The sequence below is a fragment of the Aeromonas lusitana genome, from assembly GCF_002812985.1.
In the GTDB taxonomy this organism is placed as follows: domain Bacteria; phylum Pseudomonadota; class Gammaproteobacteria; order Enterobacterales; family Aeromonadaceae; genus Aeromonas; species Aeromonas lusitana.
Window position 1 is genome coordinate 194,836 of record NZ_PGCP01000005.1, and the last position, 15,056, is coordinate 209,891.

Annotated in this window: 14 protein-coding genes; 7 read left to right on the forward strand and 7 right to left on the reverse strand. The window is 59.4% G+C overall.

Features of this window, described 5'->3' with window-relative positions:
- Positions 1-42: 42 nt before the first annotated feature.
- Entirely contained in the window at positions 43-1,062 is a 1,020-nt protein-coding gene (locus CUC44_RS05785) for an adenosine deaminase (RefSeq protein ID WP_100859127.1), read from the reverse strand.
- A gap of 203 nt (positions 1,063-1,265) precedes the next feature.
- On the opposite strand from CUC44_RS05785, the gene CUC44_RS05790 reads away from it, so the two are divergent.
- The 6 genes from CUC44_RS05790 (at position 1,266) to CUC44_RS05810 (ending at position 7,394) form a co-directional block, all read left to right on the forward strand.
- Entirely contained in the window at positions 1,266-2,015 is a 750-nt protein-coding gene (locus tag CUC44_RS05790) for an HAD-IIA family hydrolase (protein WP_042640603.1), read from the forward strand.
- 136 nt (positions 2,016-2,151) lie between these two features.
- The gene (locus CUC44_RS05795; protein ID WP_100859027.1) at positions 2,152-2,520 is read left to right on the forward strand and encodes a cupin domain-containing protein; all 369 of its coding nucleotides are present in this window, start codon (positions 2,152-2,154) and stop codon (positions 2,518-2,520) included.
- A gap of 194 nt (positions 2,521-2,714) precedes the next feature.
- Complete coding sequence (asnB, locus tag CUC44_RS05800) at positions 2,715-4,379, forward strand: asparagine synthase B (protein WP_100859028.1); 1,665 nt, start codon at positions 2,715-2,717, stop codon at positions 4,377-4,379.
- Positions 4,380-4,563: 184 nt separating this feature from the next.
- Positions 4,564-5,055, forward strand: coding sequence for a thioredoxin family protein (locus CUC44_RS05805; protein ID WP_100859029.1), 492 nt, complete (start codon positions 4,564-4,566; stop codon positions 5,053-5,055).
- Positions 5,056-5,525: 470 nt separating this feature from the next.
- Positions 5,526-6,077, forward strand: coding sequence for a hypothetical protein (locus CUC44_RS20920; protein WP_157812748.1), 552 nt, complete (start codon positions 5,526-5,528; stop codon positions 6,075-6,077).
- A 693-nt stretch (positions 6,078-6,770) separates the two neighbouring features.
- Positions 6,771-7,394: a glutathione S-transferase family protein gene (locus CUC44_RS05810; protein ID WP_100859030.1), complete on the forward strand. Its 624-nt coding sequence runs from the start codon at positions 6,771-6,773 to the stop codon at positions 7,392-7,394.
- A 296-nt stretch (positions 7,395-7,690) separates the two neighbouring features.
- Here the strand turns inward: CUC44_RS05810 and maiA are convergent, their stop codons facing one another.
- From maiA to CUC44_RS05840, 6 genes are all read right to left on the reverse strand, one after another.
- Positions 7,691-8,329, reverse strand: a complete 639-nt coding sequence (gene maiA, locus CUC44_RS05815) for a maleylacetoacetate isomerase (protein ID WP_167388795.1) — start codon at positions 8,327-8,329, stop codon at positions 7,691-7,693.
- 73 nt (positions 8,330-8,402) lie between these two features.
- Complete coding sequence (locus tag CUC44_RS05820) at positions 8,403-9,401, reverse strand: fumarylacetoacetate hydrolase family protein (protein ID WP_100859031.1); 999 nt, start codon at positions 9,399-9,401, stop codon at positions 8,403-8,405.
- A 9-nt stretch (positions 9,402-9,410) separates the two neighbouring features.
- Complete coding sequence (locus tag CUC44_RS05825; protein ID WP_100859032.1) at positions 9,411-10,565, reverse strand: homogentisate 1,2-dioxygenase; 1,155 nt, start codon at positions 10,563-10,565, stop codon at positions 9,411-9,413.
- 35 nt (positions 10,566-10,600) lie between these two features.
- Positions 10,601-11,722, reverse strand: coding sequence for a 4-hydroxyphenylpyruvate dioxygenase (gene hppD, locus CUC44_RS05830; protein WP_100859129.1), 1,122 nt, complete (start codon positions 11,720-11,722; stop codon positions 10,601-10,603).
- A gap of 263 nt (positions 11,723-11,985) precedes the next feature.
- Entirely contained in the window at positions 11,986-12,669 is a 684-nt protein-coding gene (locus CUC44_RS05835) for an HAD family hydrolase (protein WP_100859033.1), read from the reverse strand.
- Complete coding sequence (locus CUC44_RS05840; RefSeq protein ID WP_100859034.1) at positions 12,666-13,310, reverse strand: TIGR01621 family pseudouridine synthase; 645 nt, start codon at positions 13,308-13,310, stop codon at positions 12,666-12,668. Before CUC44_RS05840 ends, CUC44_RS05835 begins: the two co-directional genes overlap by 4 nt.
- Before the next feature lie 89 nt (positions 13,311-13,399).
- On the opposite strand from CUC44_RS05840, the gene CUC44_RS05845 reads away from it, so the two are divergent.
- Positions 13,400-14,980 (forward strand): GGDEF domain-containing protein, encoded by a 1,581-nt coding sequence (locus tag CUC44_RS05845; RefSeq protein ID WP_100859035.1) that lies wholly within the window; start codon positions 13,400-13,402, stop codon positions 14,978-14,980.
- The last annotated feature ends 76 nt before the right edge of the window (positions 14,981-15,056 follow it).

Consider the following 15,056-nt stretch of genomic DNA (forward strand, 5'->3'; position numbering starts at 1 on the left):
CTTAACCGGCACACCCAGCCAAGCGCTCTCGGTCAGACACGATCAACCAGGCAGGGCATCGTGGCAGGCCCCGTGGGCACGAATGTCCCGGGTGAGCCGCGCCTTGTCCGCCAGGCTCAGCCAGCTCGCCTCCACGGCGTTGAGGGAGAGACGACACAGCTGCTCCCGGCTGGCGCCGAGATCCCGGGCGAGAGCCTCGAAATTGGCGCCGAGATAGCCGCCGAAATAAGCAGGATCATCTGAATTAATAGTGATACACAGACCTTTCTCTAGCAGAGTTAGCACGTTGTGCTGCCCCATATCCTCGAATACCTTGAGTCGCACGTTGGACAGGGGGCAGACTGTGAGCGGCAGCCGGGTGTCGGCGAGATAGCGCAGCAGCTCGGGATCATCGACGCAGCGTACCCCGTGATCGATGCGCCGCACCTGCAACTCGTTGATGGCCTGCCAGATGTAGGCCGCCGGCCCCTCCTCCCCGGCGTGGCACACCACCGGCAAGCCGAGCGCACGGGCACGGGCAAAGACCCCAGCGAACTTGGTCGGCGGGTTGCCAAGCTCCCCCGAATCGAGCCCCACCCCGTGAAGGCGGGCGAGATGGGGTTCGGCCTCGGCCAGGGTGGCGAAGGCCGCCTCTTCGCTCAAGTGACGCAAGAAGCTCATGATGAGTCGCCAGCTGATGCCGAAACTCTCCTCGCCGGCCTGCAAGGCCCTCTCTATGCCGCCGAGCACCACCTCGAAAGGGATGCCGCGGGCGGTGTGGGTCTGGGGATCGAAAAAGATCTCCACGTGCACCACCTTGTCCGCGGCGCAGCGTTTCAGATAAGCGAAGGTGAGATCGAAGAAATCCTGCTCATGGATGAGTACGCTGGCGCCCAGGTAGTAGAGGTCGAGAAAGGATTGCAGATTGTCGAACTCGTAGGCAGCGCGCACCGCCCCTACGTCGGGCCAGGGCAGGGTCAGGCCGTTGCGGGCGGCCAGGGCAAACATCAGCTCGGGCTCCAGGGTGCCCTCGATATGCAGGTGCAACTCCAGCTTGGGCAAGCCGGCAATAAAGTGTTCCATGGTGACGGCTCCATCGTCGAACCCTAGGGTCATGCAGGCGCACTCGGTGTGCGCCTTCCTTTGCCATCATTGTGCACCCATCTGGCGCGCCGGGGGAGACTTGTCATGAAACCGACATATAATGGCGGCACAAAAACCATAACTGATTGAAGATATTCACAGTTGGCGTCGCTTTGCGCCCTGCTGCCCTACGAGGAGTACCTATGAAGAAAAACGTCATCTGCGATATCGACGGCGTCATACTGCACAACAACGATCTCATCCCGGGGGCCGACCGCTTCGTTCACCGCCTTCTGGAGCAGGGCAGCAAGCTGTTGTTCCTCACCAACTACCCGGCCCAGACCCAGAAAGATCTGCAGAACCGCTTCCGCTCCGCCGGCATCGAGGTGCCCGAGGAGTGCTTCTACACCTCCGCCATGGGCACCGCCGACTTCCTGCGCCGCCAGGATGGCAAGAAGGCCTATGTGATCGGCGAAGGAGCCCTGACCCACGAGCTCTACAAGGCCGGTTTCACCATCACCGATATCGACCCCGACTTCGTGGTAGTGGGCGAGACCCGCAACTACAACTGGACCATGATGCAGCTCGGCGCCAAGTTCGTGGATCAGGGGGCGCGCTTCATCGCCACCAACCCGGACACTCACGGCCCCATGATGTACCCGGCCTGCGGCGCCCTCTGCGCCCCCATCGAGCGGATGACCGGCAAGAAGCCCTTCTACGTGGGCAAACCGAGCGCCTGGATCATACGCGCGGCACTGAACCGGATGGAGTCCCACTCCGACGACACCATCATCATCGGCGACAACCTGCGCACCGACATTTTGGCAGGCTTCCAGGCGGGGCTTGAGACCGTGCTGGTACTGTCCGGGGTGAGCAAGGTGGCGGACATAGACCGCATGCCGTTCAGACCGAACCACATCTTCGACTCAGTCGTCGACATCGATATCGTCTGATCCCCTTTGGGCCGCCGCGCGGCCCCCTTGGCAAGGCCGGGCAGATCGTTTAACTTAAACGCAACATCGTTAAGAAAAGTAAACAACCACGGGATCAGGACGATCCCTTGCCCCCACCCCCTTGCAAGGAAGCTCCATGAAAAACCTAAATGACTGGATCCTGCTCAGCGATCACTTCGTCTCCCCCACCCCGCTCACCCCACCCAGCGATCGCATCAAATCCGGCAATCCAAACCAGACCCTGTGGAATCACTATTCCGACCCGAGCCAACAGTTTCACGTGGGCTTCTGGGCCTGCGAGCCCGGCCGCTGGGCCGTGCGCTACACCGAGCACGAGTATTGCCAGCTGCTCGAAGGCGAGGCGCTGATCCACGACAGCCAGGGGGGCAAGCTGCATCTAACCCCGGGCAGCCAGTTCGTCATCCCGGCGGGCTTCGTCGGCGAGTGGGAGACCCTGGTCGCCTGCCGCAAGCTCTATGTGATCTTCGAACCCGCGGCGACTTGACGCCCCCGTCAATCCATCCCCTTTTCCCGACCCGCTTTCCATGCCGCCAGCTTGACGCTCGCGGCATGATTTTGTGCGGTTTTCCCGCTTGCAAAAGGGTTTTGCGCTAGGCATTGTGATTGGCGAGGAATGTAAATGGAATTTCGAGCCCAAACGTGGGGGGCTCATATAAAAATCAATGAGGATTACCGCCAATGTGTTCTATTTTCGGCATTCTGGACATCAAGTCTGACGCAGCAACCCTGCGCAAATCGGCGCTGGAGATGTCCAAGCGACTGCGTCACCGCGGACCCGACTGGTCCGGCGTCTACAGCTCGGACAAGGCCATTCTGGTGCACGAGCGTCTGGCTATCGTGGATCCGGGCAACGGCGCCCAGCCGCTCTACAACCCCGAGCGCACCCATGTGCTGGCCGTCAACGGCGAAATTTACAACCACAAGGAGCTGGAGAAGGGCCTCAAGGTCGACTTCCAGTTCCAGACCAAGTCTGACTGTGAGGTGCTGCTGGCACTTTACAAGGAGAAGGGCCCCGCCTTTCTGGACGATCTCAACGGCATCTTCGCCTTCATCCTCTATGACGCCGAGCAGGATGCCTACCTGATTGGTCGTGACCACATGGGGATCATCCCGCTCTACACCGGCCGCGACGAGCACGGCAACTTCTATGTCGCCTCCGAGATGAAGGCGCTGGTGCCCGTGTGCAAGAGCGTCGAAACCTTCCCGCCGGGACACTACCTGTGGAGCAAGGACGGCGAGCTTAAAACTTGGTACAAGCGCGACTGGATGGAATACGGCGCGGTCGAGCAGAACGTCAGCGACAAGGCTGAACTGAAAGCCGCGCTGGAAGCGGCGGTCAAGCGCCAGCTGATGTGCGACGTGCCCTACGGCGTGCTGCTCTCCGGCGGCCTGGACTCCTCCGTCATCTCCGCCATCACCAAGCTCTACGCCGCCCGCCGGGTGGAAGACGATGACAAGAGCGAGGCCTGGTGGCCCCAGTTGCACTCTTTTGCCGTGGGTCTCGAAGGCTCGCCGGACTTGGCCGCAGCTCGCAAGGTGGCCGATCACCTCGGCACCATTCACCACCAGATCCACTTCACCGTGCAAGAGGGCCTGGATGCCCTGCGGGACGTCATCTATCACCTCGAGACCTATGACGTAACCACCATCCGCGCCTCCACCCCCATGTACCTGATGGCCCGCTATATCAAGGCGATGGGCATCAAGATGGTGCTCTCGGGCGAAGGCTCGGACGAGCTGTTCGGTGGTTATCTCTATTTCCACAAGGCGCCGAACGCCAAAGAGTTCCACGAGGAGAACGTGCGCAAGCTCGCCTCCCTGCATCTGTATGACTGCCTGCGGGCCAACAAGTCCATGGCCGCCTGGGGCGTGGAGGGCCGCGTGCCCTTCCTCGACAAGGAGTTCATGGACGTGGCGATGCGCCTGCAACCCGCCGACAAGATGTGTGGCAAGGGCAAGATCGAGAAGCACATACTGCGGGAAGCCTTCGAGGAGCTGCTGCCCCACGAGGTCGCCTGGCGCCAGAAGGAGCAGTTCTCCGACGGCGTGGGCTACTCCTGGATTGACAGCCTGAAAGCCATGGTCGAAGAGGAAGTGACGGATCAGATGTTCGAGGCGGCGGCATTCCGCTTCCCCATCAACACCCCGCTCACCAAGGAGGCCTACTTCTACCGCGCCATCTTCGACGAGCACTTCCCGCTGGAAGCCGCCGCCCGCACCGTGCCCTACGGCAAGTCGGTCGCCTGCTCCACCCCGACCGCGCTGGAGTGGGATGCCAAGTTCAAGGAGATGGCCGACCCGTCCGGTCGCGCCGTGATGGACGTCCACCAGCAAGGCTACTAAGCGCATCATCTCCCATCGAGACAACCAAGCCCCTCCCATCGAGGGGCTTTTTCATGGGCGTCTTCGTGGCTTAACAATGCCGTTTTTCGTATATCCCATGTCCCTGTAGTTCTTGGCGACGGGGTTCGTTCGTGTCACATTATTGCTGCTTGGAAGCAACCCATAACGACACAAGGAAGAGACCATGAAACGACTGTTACTGCCCCTGATGCTGGGTACCGCCCTGTTCAATGGCGCGGCTCAAGCGGCCGATCACCTCTGGGCCAAGGGGCTGCCCGATTACAGCCAGGGCTATGACGAGCAGCGGGATCCGGTAAAAGACCTGGCGGCCGCCAGCGTCAGGGCCGAGCAGGAGGGCAAGAAGGTGTTGCTGCTGGTGGGGGGCGAGTGGTGCAGCTGGTGCCAGGAGATGAACCAGTTTCTGGACAGAGAGCCCAAGCTTGCTAGCCAGTTCAACCAGACCTTCGTGGTAGTCAAGGTGAACGTCAGCAAGGAGAACAAGAACCAAGCCTTCCTCAAGGCCTATCCCGAGTATCTCGGCGTGCCCCACTTCTACGTCTTGAATGACAAGGGCAAGCTGCTGGAGTCCTTCAATACTGGGCTGCTCGAGAAGGGCAAGAGTTACGACAAGGAGAAATTCGGCAAGTTTATCGCCTTCTTGACCGCCCGCGGCTAAACACTCCCGAATCAAGGCCCCGCACGCTCGGTTGAAAGGACGGGGCCACTGTGCAATTTTCGTCGAACACTTCCCACTGGTTGTCCCGCTCGTACCGTGCTTTGCGGCAAGTTGGTCTCCTGCCCCACTCCGACCACGATCGAGTGAGATGCCAGATTCAAGTAGATAGCCGACCTGTCCAGTCGCTCCGTGATGAACATCCACCAACAAAGCTGTTAAGCCCATAGTCTCCCATCTAGATCACACGACTCAGATCCTAAGGATGCAACTTTTAACTATTTGATTGCACCAATAAAAACCACACTGATGACATTAATGTTAGTATGATTGGCGTATTTTTTTATTATTCCGCTACAATCACTCAAGCGGTTTATAAAAAGGTCTTCTTTATCGGTGGAATTCAGGTGCTAGTTATTCCCTGAATTCATTCCATAAAGCACTAGCAGCCTCATATGCAAAGGATATGCAACATGAAAAAAATCATTACACTACTATTAACATTTCTCACCTCAAGTTGCTCTTCTTATTTCACTGCAAGACCACCAGTAATTGAAGACAAGGTTGGTTTAAGTGGCAGAGAAATTGTTGGGACATTGTCCACTGCACCGGACTATCGTGTTGTTTATGTAAAACTGGATGATAAAGCAAAACTCTGTGCCGAAGCCTCTCCCGATGCTGGCGCACAGTTTGCTTCAACCTTTGCATCAGCATTAACAGCTCAAGTGTCTGGGACGACAACCCCTCTTAGTGCTGAAGCAACAGCCAATTTAACCGTAGCAATGAAGCAGTTATTCAGGCGAACACAAGGTGTCCAACTATATAGGGATGGAGCTTTTGCGCTTTGTAACTTATATCTAAACGGAGGCATTGAGAAACCTGAATATTATTTGGAACTTCAAGCATTGAGAATGTCAGCAGCCGAACTTATAAAACAAGAGATACCTTATATTGAGAAGCTAGGTGTAGATCCAATACAGGCGCCAAACATATCTACAGTTCCTGCCGATGGGCATGGCAAATAAAATTAACCAAATTAAATGCATCGTTTAAACAGGGTGTGATTGGCTTTCACGATTACCATATTTAGGGCCCTTGCTTATAATTAAACATATTGAGTGATTACTACTGGAAATAAACTAAAACCAACTTACACCTTCGTTTTAAACACTATATAGAAGCTGATTTATTTAGTCCATTTCCATTCTTCGCATATTGCCAGCTTCGTTGAAACTTACTGAGAGATATCAATCGTGGCACCGTTAATTGATCTGGAGACAACGACAACAACACAGGAAAAGGGCGATAGATATTATCGCTGATGCTGGGATACCCGCGGTTTCACGGTGCTGATCACGCTGTCGACCACCTCTGAGCCAGCACGGCTAGGGCGGTTATGACGAGAAGAGGGATTCTATACAAAATTTCTGCACCCACAATCAGGGCGTAGCAAGAGTGCAAGCTGGTACGCGACAGTTGGTGCCAGTAGCGGAGCTGCTTCCTGGGCCCAGGGCCCAAGACGGCCCGCGGCTAAATGCTCCCGAACGCTCGGTTGAAAGGACGGGGCTCTGGTTGCGTATGTCGTCATTGACCGAGGGGCTCAACATACGATTGCTGTTGATTGGGACAGTTAGCGATCGGTCAGCCATAGCCATTGATTTACCCCCTTGCCCGATGGGATGCTTCCTCGATGGACCCCATCGGACAAGGACGAAAAGATGTTACGGATATTGGGCAAGGCCTCGTCAATCAATGTGCGCAAGGTGCTCTGGACCTGCGCCGAGCTGAACCTGCCTTTCGAGCTGGAGGAGTGGGGATCCGGCTTCAAACCCACCGACACCCCCGAGTTCCTGACGCTGAACCCGAACGCCATGGTGCCGGTCATTCAGGATGGTGACTTCACCCTGTGGGAATCGAACACCATCATCCGCTATCTGGCCGCGCGCTACGGCGATGCCAGTCTCTATCCCACCGAGGCACGTGCGAGGGCCTGGGTCGATCAGTGGATCGACTGGCAAGCATCGGACTTGAACCGCTCCTGGAGCTACGCCTTTATGTCGCTGGTCAGGCACTCGTCCTTGCATCAGGAGAGCCAGGCGCTCAGCGCAAGTTGTGCGGATTGGTCCCGCTATATGCAGATCCTGGACAAACAGCTTCACTCCACGGGGGCTTATGTGGCGGGGAGTCACTTTGCACTCGCCGACATTCCCATCGGACTTTCGGTCAACCGCTGGCTGGAGACGCCGTTTGAGCGGCCATCACTGCCGGCGGTGAATGACTACTACCAACGATTGAGTGAGCGGCCCGGATTCAGGCTATATGGCTGTAACGGAACGCCATGAGATGAGTAAAACGAAAGGGGAACGGCCGCTTTGAAAGCTGCAGGCTGGGCGGGGTTGCCGGCCCAGCCTACACATCCAATCTCAGACCTGCGCACACAGCTGACTCGTGTGACAGACAGGTACCAATTAGTCGCCCTGCTTATGTTTATGAGGCTTTAGCGCTGGATGCTCCTTTTGCTTGTCAGGAGTCACTCTTTGCCGCTTATCTGGCGTTCCATCTTCATTCTTTCTTTTCGGGCCAGGTTTTATTCCCATTATCAGTTCCCTCTAACGTTGGTTTGAATGAAGAATAACGACTACACCTGCGCATCCGGCTGATTGGCGGGGGCCGCCTGGACAAAGGCCTGCAACTGTTCGCAGTTCGCGACGATGCGGGCAATGGTGGGGTAATCGTCCAGGGTCATGTTGAGGCGGTGAGCGTTGTAGACCTGGGGCACCAGCATGCAGTCCGCCAGAGTCACCTCGTTGCCGACGCTGTAGACCCCGGCCGTGGTCATCAGCAACTGCTCGAGGGCGGTGAAGGTCTCGTCAATCCAGTGGCGATACCAGGCATCGCGCGCCGTCTTGCCCTGCCCCAACTCCTGCTCCAGGTAGTTGAGCACCCGCAAATTGTTCAGGGGGTGGATGTCGCAGGCAATCATGTTGACTATCTGGCGCACCCTGGCCCGATCCAGCGCCGCCGTCGGCATCAGAGGATGGGCGGGATAGGTCTCGTCGAGGTATTCCATGATGGCAACGGACTGGCCTATCTGCACCTCGCCGTCGATGAGAAAGGGCACCAGCCCCTGGGGATTGAGCCGTCGATAGGCCTTCTCTTTCTGCTCACCCTGTCTCAGATTGACCGGATGTTGCTCATAACTCAGTCCCTTGAGTTGCAACACCAAACGCACGCGAAAACTGGCCGATGAACGCCAATATCCAAACAACTGCAGCATATTCTGTCCCTGTGATGGCAGGTGTGTGCCACCTGCCGTGTCGCCCGCCGACCCTGTCGCCGGCCCAGGCTTCCTAGCTCGTCTGGCTGGCATCCCCTTGCGTGACACGCTGCAAAATGGAGCCAAACAGACTCATCCCGTTGCGATCCTGCATCGCGATGGACACTGTATCACCAAAGCGCAGGTAGGGTGTAGTGGCCTGACCCGACTCGATAATTTCCAGCATGCGCAGCTCGGCGAGGCAGGAAGATCCCGCGCTTCTGTCGTAGTTGGAGACGGTGCCCGAGCCTATGATGCAGCCCGCCCCGAGCGGCCGGGTTTTGGCGGCGTGGGCAATCAGCTCGAAGAAGTTGAAGGTCATGTCGAGCCCCGCGTCCGGGGCGCCAAACAGGGCGCCGTTGAGGTGGGTCAGAAGCGGCAGATGCACCTTGCCCTCACGCCAATCCTGGCCCAGCTCGTCCGGGGTGATGGCCACCGGCGAGAAGCTGCTGGAGGGCTTGGACTGGAAGAAGCCAAAGCCCTTGGCAAGCTCGCCGGGGATGAGGTTTCGCAGGCTCACATCGTTGACCAGCATCAGCAGCTTGACATGGGTTGCCGCCCCCTCCTTGCTCACCCCCATGGGTACGTCATCTGTGATGACGGCAATTTCCGATTCGAAATCGATACCCCACTCCTCCGAACCCATGACAATAGGGCCGCGCGGGGCCAGGAAGCTGTCCGAGCCCCCCTGATACATCAGGGGATCGTGCCAGAAGCTGTCCGGCATCTCGGCGCCGCGCGCCTTGCGCACCAGCTCCACGTGATTGACGTAGGCACTGCCATCGGCCCACTGGTAGGCGCGGGGCAAGGGCGAGAGGCAATCGGCCTCATCAAACGGGAAGGCATCGGCGCGGGCGCCGTCGTTGAGCTCCCCATACACATGGGCAAGCCGGGGGGCCAGCTCGGCCCACTCGTCCAGGGCCCCTTGCAGGGTCGGTGCTATGTCCGCCACCCGGACCGCGCGGGCCAGATCCCGGCTCACCACCACCAGGGCGCCGTCGCGCTTGCCGTTATTCAATGTTGCGAGTTTCATGACAGATCCTTATTTACCACTTTGGGCGAGTTCGGGGCGCAGCCAGCTGTTGACGTAACGGATGTTTTCCACCCCTTCGCACAGGCTGCCCACATTCAGGGCATCTCGGGTGTCCAGCATCACGGCCACCTCGTCGGTGAACTGCTTGGCGTGGGCGCGGCCGGCCGCAAACGCCTTGGGATGGGGGCCGTGAGTGAAGCCGGCGGGATGGAAGGTGACCATGCCCTTCTCTATGTTGTCCCGGCTGAAGAAGTCGCCAGCGTGGTAGAAGAGCACCTCGTCGAAGTCATCGTTGCTGTGATAGAAGGGCACCCGCAGGGCGCCGGGGTCGCTCTCGATGGGCCGCGGCACGAAGGTGCAGACCACGAAACGGCTCGCCACGAAGGTGGAGTGGGCCGAGGGGGGCAAATGGTAGCGATGGCTCATCAGCGGGCGTATGTCGCGCCAGTTGAGGCGTACCACGCACAAGTCCCCGTGCCAGCCCTGGGCATCCAGTGGATTGAACGGCCAGGTGACGACCGAGACCTGATTGTGGCGCTTGATCTGCAAAGACCAGGGATTTTCGTCCTGCTGAGCGAGGAAGACGTCGTCGATGGCCGGCACGTCCAGGGCCGCCGGATCGAAGATGGCATGATTGCCCACCAGACCCTTGTCCGGCAGCTGATAACTGTCGTCGGTTGCCTCTACCATCAGGATAAACAGCGGTTCAGTCGGCTCGATACGCCACATTGTGCCGCGAGGGATCACCACATAGTCCCCATCCCGCACGCTCAGATGGCCGTAGTCGCAGTAAAACTCGCCACGCCCCTCGTGGATGAACAACAGCTCGTCGCCGTCGGCGTTGCGCACCAGAAACGGCATGGGCTCGCTCAGGCGCCACACCCGGTAACGGCAGTGGGCGTTGTGCAAAATGTCCGGCATCACCCAGGGGGAGAGTGAGCTTATCTCCTCGGTCAAGCCGTTCAGGTCAAAGGCTCTGGGCCGCAGCGGCCCTTCCCAACTCACCCAGTCGGTGGGGGCATGCTTGTGGTGCATGTGAGTGGCCGGGCCGAAGAAGCCGGAGCGTCCGAGCTCGCGCTCATAGATGGCCTGCTCCGGCAAATCGGCGTGGGCCTGGCGGGAATGGGTCCCCTCCCGGTGAGGAAAGCTAATCCAGTTACGCATGGCAACCTCCTGCCCAGGCGTGAATGTGGCTGTGATTACGCATCGTGGAGCTCCCCGTCCTTCTCGCCGTGCAGCACGCCCCGGCGGATCTGATCCAGCTCGATGGATTCGAACAGTGCCTGGAAGTTGCCCTCCCCGAACCCTTCGTTGCCCTTGCGCTGGATGATCTCGAAGAACACGGGGCCGATGACGGTGTCGGTGAAGATCTGCAGCAGTATGCCGTCCTTGGTCGGCGAGCCGTCGATGAGGATGCGCAGCTCACTTAAAGCCGCCAAGTCTTCCTGATGGCCCTCGACCCGCTTGTTCACCTGTTCATAGTAGGTGTCCGGGGTCGGCATAAAGCCGGTGCCGCGGCCACGCAAGGTGCGGATGGTCTGATAGATGTCACTGGACGCCATGGCGATGTGCTGGATCCCCTCCCCCTTGTACTGGCGCAGGTACTCCTCGATCTGGGACTTGTCGTCGGAGGACTCGTTGATGGGGATGCGAATTTTGCCGCAGGGGGCCGTCATGGCACGGGAATGCAGGCCGGTCAGCTTACCCTCGATGTCGAAGTAACGAATTTCACGGAAGTTGCCGATCCGCTCATAGAAATTCGACCAGACATCCATGTTGCCCCGCTGCACGTTGTGAGTCAGGTGATCTATCTCATAAAGCCCGGCATCCACCTCGGCCATGCGCGCCTGCCAATCGGGGTAGAAGACGAAGTCCACGTCATAGATGGAGCCCTTGTCACCGTAGCGATCCACAAAGGAGAGCGTGCTCTCGCCTATGCCGTAGATGGCGGGGATGTTGAGCTCCATGGGCCCAATCTTGCCGACAAACGGCTTGGCCCCCTTGGCGATGGCATACTGCTGGGCGCGGCCCGCATCGCTCACCCGAAATGCCATGCCACAGACGCTCGGCCCGTGCAGGCTGGCAAACTGCTCCGCCTGGGAGTGGGGCTCGGCGTTGACCACGAAGTTGATCTCTCCCTGACGATAGAGCCAGCACTGCTTGTGCTTGTGCTGGGCCACCTCGGCAAAGCCCAGGGAGACGAACAGCGCCTTGAGAGCGGCGATGCCTTTGGCGTTCGGCGCAGTGTACTCGACGAATTCGAAGCCGTCGGTACCGAGGGGGTTGATGGTCTGTGCACGAGAAGAAGAGGTGGTCATGATGCGCTCCTTGCTACGGCCCCGTGGCCGCTTGCCGATGATGGATGAAACCGGATTGACCAGGCCGTCGAGCCAGTGCCCGGACCCCGTCAATCACGAATTGTTAATGCCTTGTTTCATTAGAGGCAGGGGCGCGGCAGAAGAGAAGAGGCGGGGTGCAGATAGTTTTTTGGGCGAATGCCGGGAGAGATGTAAACAAGTTGTGACATTGAGAGTGCGGCCTTGTGGATCCCCCGCCAGAGACCCACAGGGCTGTCAGCTTTGCCTTACAGGGACCAGGATTTGGGCTCTATTTGAGGCACGCTCACCCGCGCGGTTTGCAACCGCGCCGGGGTCGGATTGATGAGCCAGGCCTGCTCTCCCAACACCAGCAGCGGCAGATCGTGCAGGCTGTCGCTCAAGGCGAGAGAGGGCTTGAGCGCCAGGATCTCCGGTAGGATCTTGTGCTGCCCATGGCAGTAGAAATGGGGCACCAGACCACCCCAGCGATAGTGCATGCGCGAGCCCAGGATGCGGCGAGGTAACTTGCCGGGCAGTTGCCGATGGAGCTGCGCCCGCACCAGGGCGCGGGGGCTTGCCGAGATGACCCAGCAGCGATCCCCCTCTGTCATCAGCAAGGTCCGCGCCTCTTTGTAGAGGCCGGGCCGGGTGCGGCAATAGGCCCGCACCAGTTTGCGCCAACAAAGGGGAGATAGCCCAAGGGTGATGGCCCACCAGATCAGCGAAATGCCCCAGCGCCGCTGGTGTGGCAACCATCGGCTCGGCAGCAGATAGATGAGGCCCCCGAGAGCGATGACCGGCAGCAACAGCACCGGCCAGATCCGGCGGCGCAGGATATAACGCAGCAGGCCCGCATGGCTGTCATCCGGCGCCAGGGTGTCGTCAAAGTCCGCCAGGATCCAGCCCTCTGGTGGCCACTCGAGCGGCGACACTGCGGACGAGACGCTCATTCTGCCAGCCCGGCGAGGATGGCGTGCAGCTCTAGCAGCATAAACAACTGCCCCTCATCCGGTGGGCAGACGAAATCAAATGCTTCCTCCCCCAGAGAGAAGGAAAGACGCCAGGCGTGCAGATAGCCGCGATCTCCTGCTGTACCGCCGTAGCGCTCATCCCCGAGGATGGGGGCACCAATGCTCTTCATGGCCACCCGGATCTGGTGGGTCTTGCCGGTCTGGGGCTTGATGCGATAGAGCCTCAGCCCCTCGCGCACCGGCGCCGAGTCAAACCAGCTGATGGCGGGGTTGTCCAGGGTGCGGGCCAGCAGCCAGCTGCCGCCACGCCCCTTTTGCATGTCGCCCTTGACCCAGCCCTGCTTCTTCTTGGGCTTTCTGTCCGACAGGGCCAGATACTGTTTGCTCACCCGCCGCTCGGCGAACGCCATGCTCAGCGCCCGGTTCGCCGCCGGGGTGCGGGCCAGCAGGACCAGCCCAGAGGTCATCTTGTCGAGTCGGTGCACAGGGTAGAGCTCCAGCCCGGTGTCGATGCGGACCCTATTCACCAGACCGGGCTCTCCCCCCTCGTCATGCATGCCAATGCCTGGGCCCTTGTTGATCACCATAAAATCTTTCTGCTGCGACAGTATCCGGTACATCTAGAACCCTTTAGAATGACAATTATTAAAAAAATGTGAAACGGGCCAAAGGCCACACCCCATAGACCTTCAGCACAAGAATCGCACGGATGAAGAGATGCTTGTTTTGGCTGCTATCGATCGTTGCCAGCTACGCTTCCCCCCTCCTGGCCAGTGATCAGGCCGGCTCATCCCCTGATCAGGTGGTGCTGCAACTGCGCTGGCTGCACCAGCCCCAGTTTGTGGGCTATCACATGGCCAAGGCCAAGGGCTTCTATGCCGACGTCGGACTGGACGTCGAGATAAGGCCTGGCGGCAAGGGGATAAGCCCGGTGCAGGAGGTGCTGGCCGGGCGCGCCGACTTCGGGGTCGGCAATACCGAGGTGCTGACCAGCTACGCCAACGGTCAACCCCTGCTGGCCCTCGCCTCCGTCTATCAGCATTCGCCATCCGTCTTCCTGGCCCGCCGTGACAGCGGCATTCTCACCGTTGCAGACATGCGTGGCAAACGGATCATGATGTTTCCAGGCCATCAGGATGCCGAACTGCTCGCCACCCTCTACTATCAGGGGCTGCACGAACGCGAGCTCATTCCCGTGCCCACCTCGGTCAACATCGACGACTTGATCACCGGCAAGATAGATATCTTCAACGCCTATCTCAGCAACGAGCCCTTCTATCTGGAGGAGCGCGGGGTGGCGGTTTCCGTCATCAATCCCCGCAACTACGGCATCGATTTTTACAGCGACATCCTGTTCACGACCCAGGCCGAGGATCAGCTCAACCCGGATCGGGTGGCGCGGTTTCGCGCCGCCAGCCTCAAGGGCTGGCGCTATGCCCTCTCCCATCCGGCCGAGGCCATCGCACTGCTGCGCCGTGAATACGGCGTCCAGCGCAGCCAGGCCCACATGGAGTACGAGCTCCAGATGAGCAAGGAGATGATCCAGCCGCTCTATGTGGAGATCGGGTATATGAATCCGGATCGCTTCGCCCACATCATGGCCCAGCTGACCGAGATAGGCCTCATCCCAAGGCCCACGCCGCTGACGCATTTCCTTTATCAAGTCCCCTCTCAGCAGTGGATATTCTGGCGTCCCTGGTTCTTGCTGAGCCTGGGGGTCGGCGCCCTCATCTTGCTGCTGAGCATTTATCTGTTCATCAGCAACAAGCGGCTCAACCGGGAGGTGGCCCTGCGAAAGCTCAGAGAGCAGGAGATACTGCAGCTCGCCCGCCGGGATCCCCTCACCGGCCTGCCCAATCGGCTGAGTCTGATGGAGCAGTTGGAGGCCCAGCTGCTCGGCGCCAACCCGGGTTGCCTGCTGTTTTGCGATCTCGATGACTTCAAACGCATCAATGACAACTTCGGCCACAGCCAAGGAGACGCCATCCTCTGCCAGCTGGCCCGGCGCATCCAGGATGCCATCGGCCACCACTGTTTCTTCGCCAGACTGGCGGGGGATGAATTCATTCTGCTGCTGCCGGACCATAGTCTGCGCCAGGCGCAGGACGTGACCGAGGTGATCCGCCTCGCCATGCATGCACCGTTCAAGCTGGAGGCGCACGCCCTGCAGGTCGGGATCAGCATAGGCGTCAGCCACTACCAGAGCGGCTGGAGCGCCGAGCAGTGGCTCATCCAGGCGGACAGGGCCATGTACCACGACAAGAGCGGCACCCTCACCGCCCTGGCGTAGCGCCCCCGCTAACACCCTATCACCAACGCAACGAGGCCACCCCAGGGTGGCCTCGTTGCGCACTGATGGTATCCAG

What these genes read in the sequence shown, in the direction of transcription:
- CUC44_RS05810 (WP_100859030.1), top strand. Translation starts at nt 6,771, where the DNA reads ATGTTACGGATATTGGGCAAGGCCTCGTCAATCAATGTGCGCAAGGTG.
- CUC44_RS05840 (WP_100859034.1), bottom strand. Translation starts at nt 13,310, where the DNA reads ATGTACCGGATACTGTCGCAGCAGAAAGATTTTATGGTGATCAACAAG.
- CUC44_RS05790 (WP_042640603.1), top strand. Translation starts at nt 1,266, where the DNA reads ATGAAGAAAAACGTCATCTGCGATATCGACGGCGTCATACTGCACAAC.
- CUC44_RS05820 (WP_100859031.1), bottom strand. Translation starts at nt 9,401, where the DNA reads ATGAAACTCGCAACATTGAATAACGGCAAGCGCGACGGCGCCCTGGTG.
- CUC44_RS05805 (WP_100859029.1), top strand. Translation starts at nt 4,564, where the DNA reads ATGAAACGACTGTTACTGCCCCTGATGCTGGGTACCGCCCTGTTCAAT.
- maiA (WP_167388795.1), bottom strand. Translation starts at nt 8,329, where the DNA reads ATGCTGCAGTTGTTTGGATATTGGCGTTCATCGGCCAGTTTTCGCGTG.
- CUC44_RS05795 (WP_100859027.1), top strand. Translation starts at nt 2,152, where the DNA reads ATGAAAAACCTAAATGACTGGATCCTGCTCAGCGATCACTTCGTCTCC.
- asnB (WP_100859028.1), top strand. Translation starts at nt 2,715, where the DNA reads ATGTGTTCTATTTTCGGCATTCTGGACATCAAGTCTGACGCAGCAACC.
- CUC44_RS05835 (WP_100859033.1), bottom strand. Translation starts at nt 12,669, where the DNA reads ATGAGCGTCTCGTCCGCAGTGTCGCCGCTCGAGTGGCCACCAGAGGGC.
- CUC44_RS20920 (WP_157812748.1), top strand. Translation starts at nt 5,526, where the DNA reads ATGAAAAAAATCATTACACTACTATTAACATTTCTCACCTCAAGTTGC.
- CUC44_RS05785 (WP_100859127.1), bottom strand. Translation starts at nt 1,062, where the DNA reads ATGGAACACTTTATTGCCGGCTTGCCCAAGCTGGAGTTGCACCTGCAT.
- CUC44_RS05845 (WP_100859035.1), top strand. Translation starts at nt 13,400, where the DNA reads ATGAAGAGATGCTTGTTTTGGCTGCTATCGATCGTTGCCAGCTACGCT.
- CUC44_RS05825 (WP_100859032.1), bottom strand. Translation starts at nt 10,565, where the DNA reads ATGCGTAACTGGATTAGCTTTCCTCACCGGGAGGGGACCCATTCCCGC.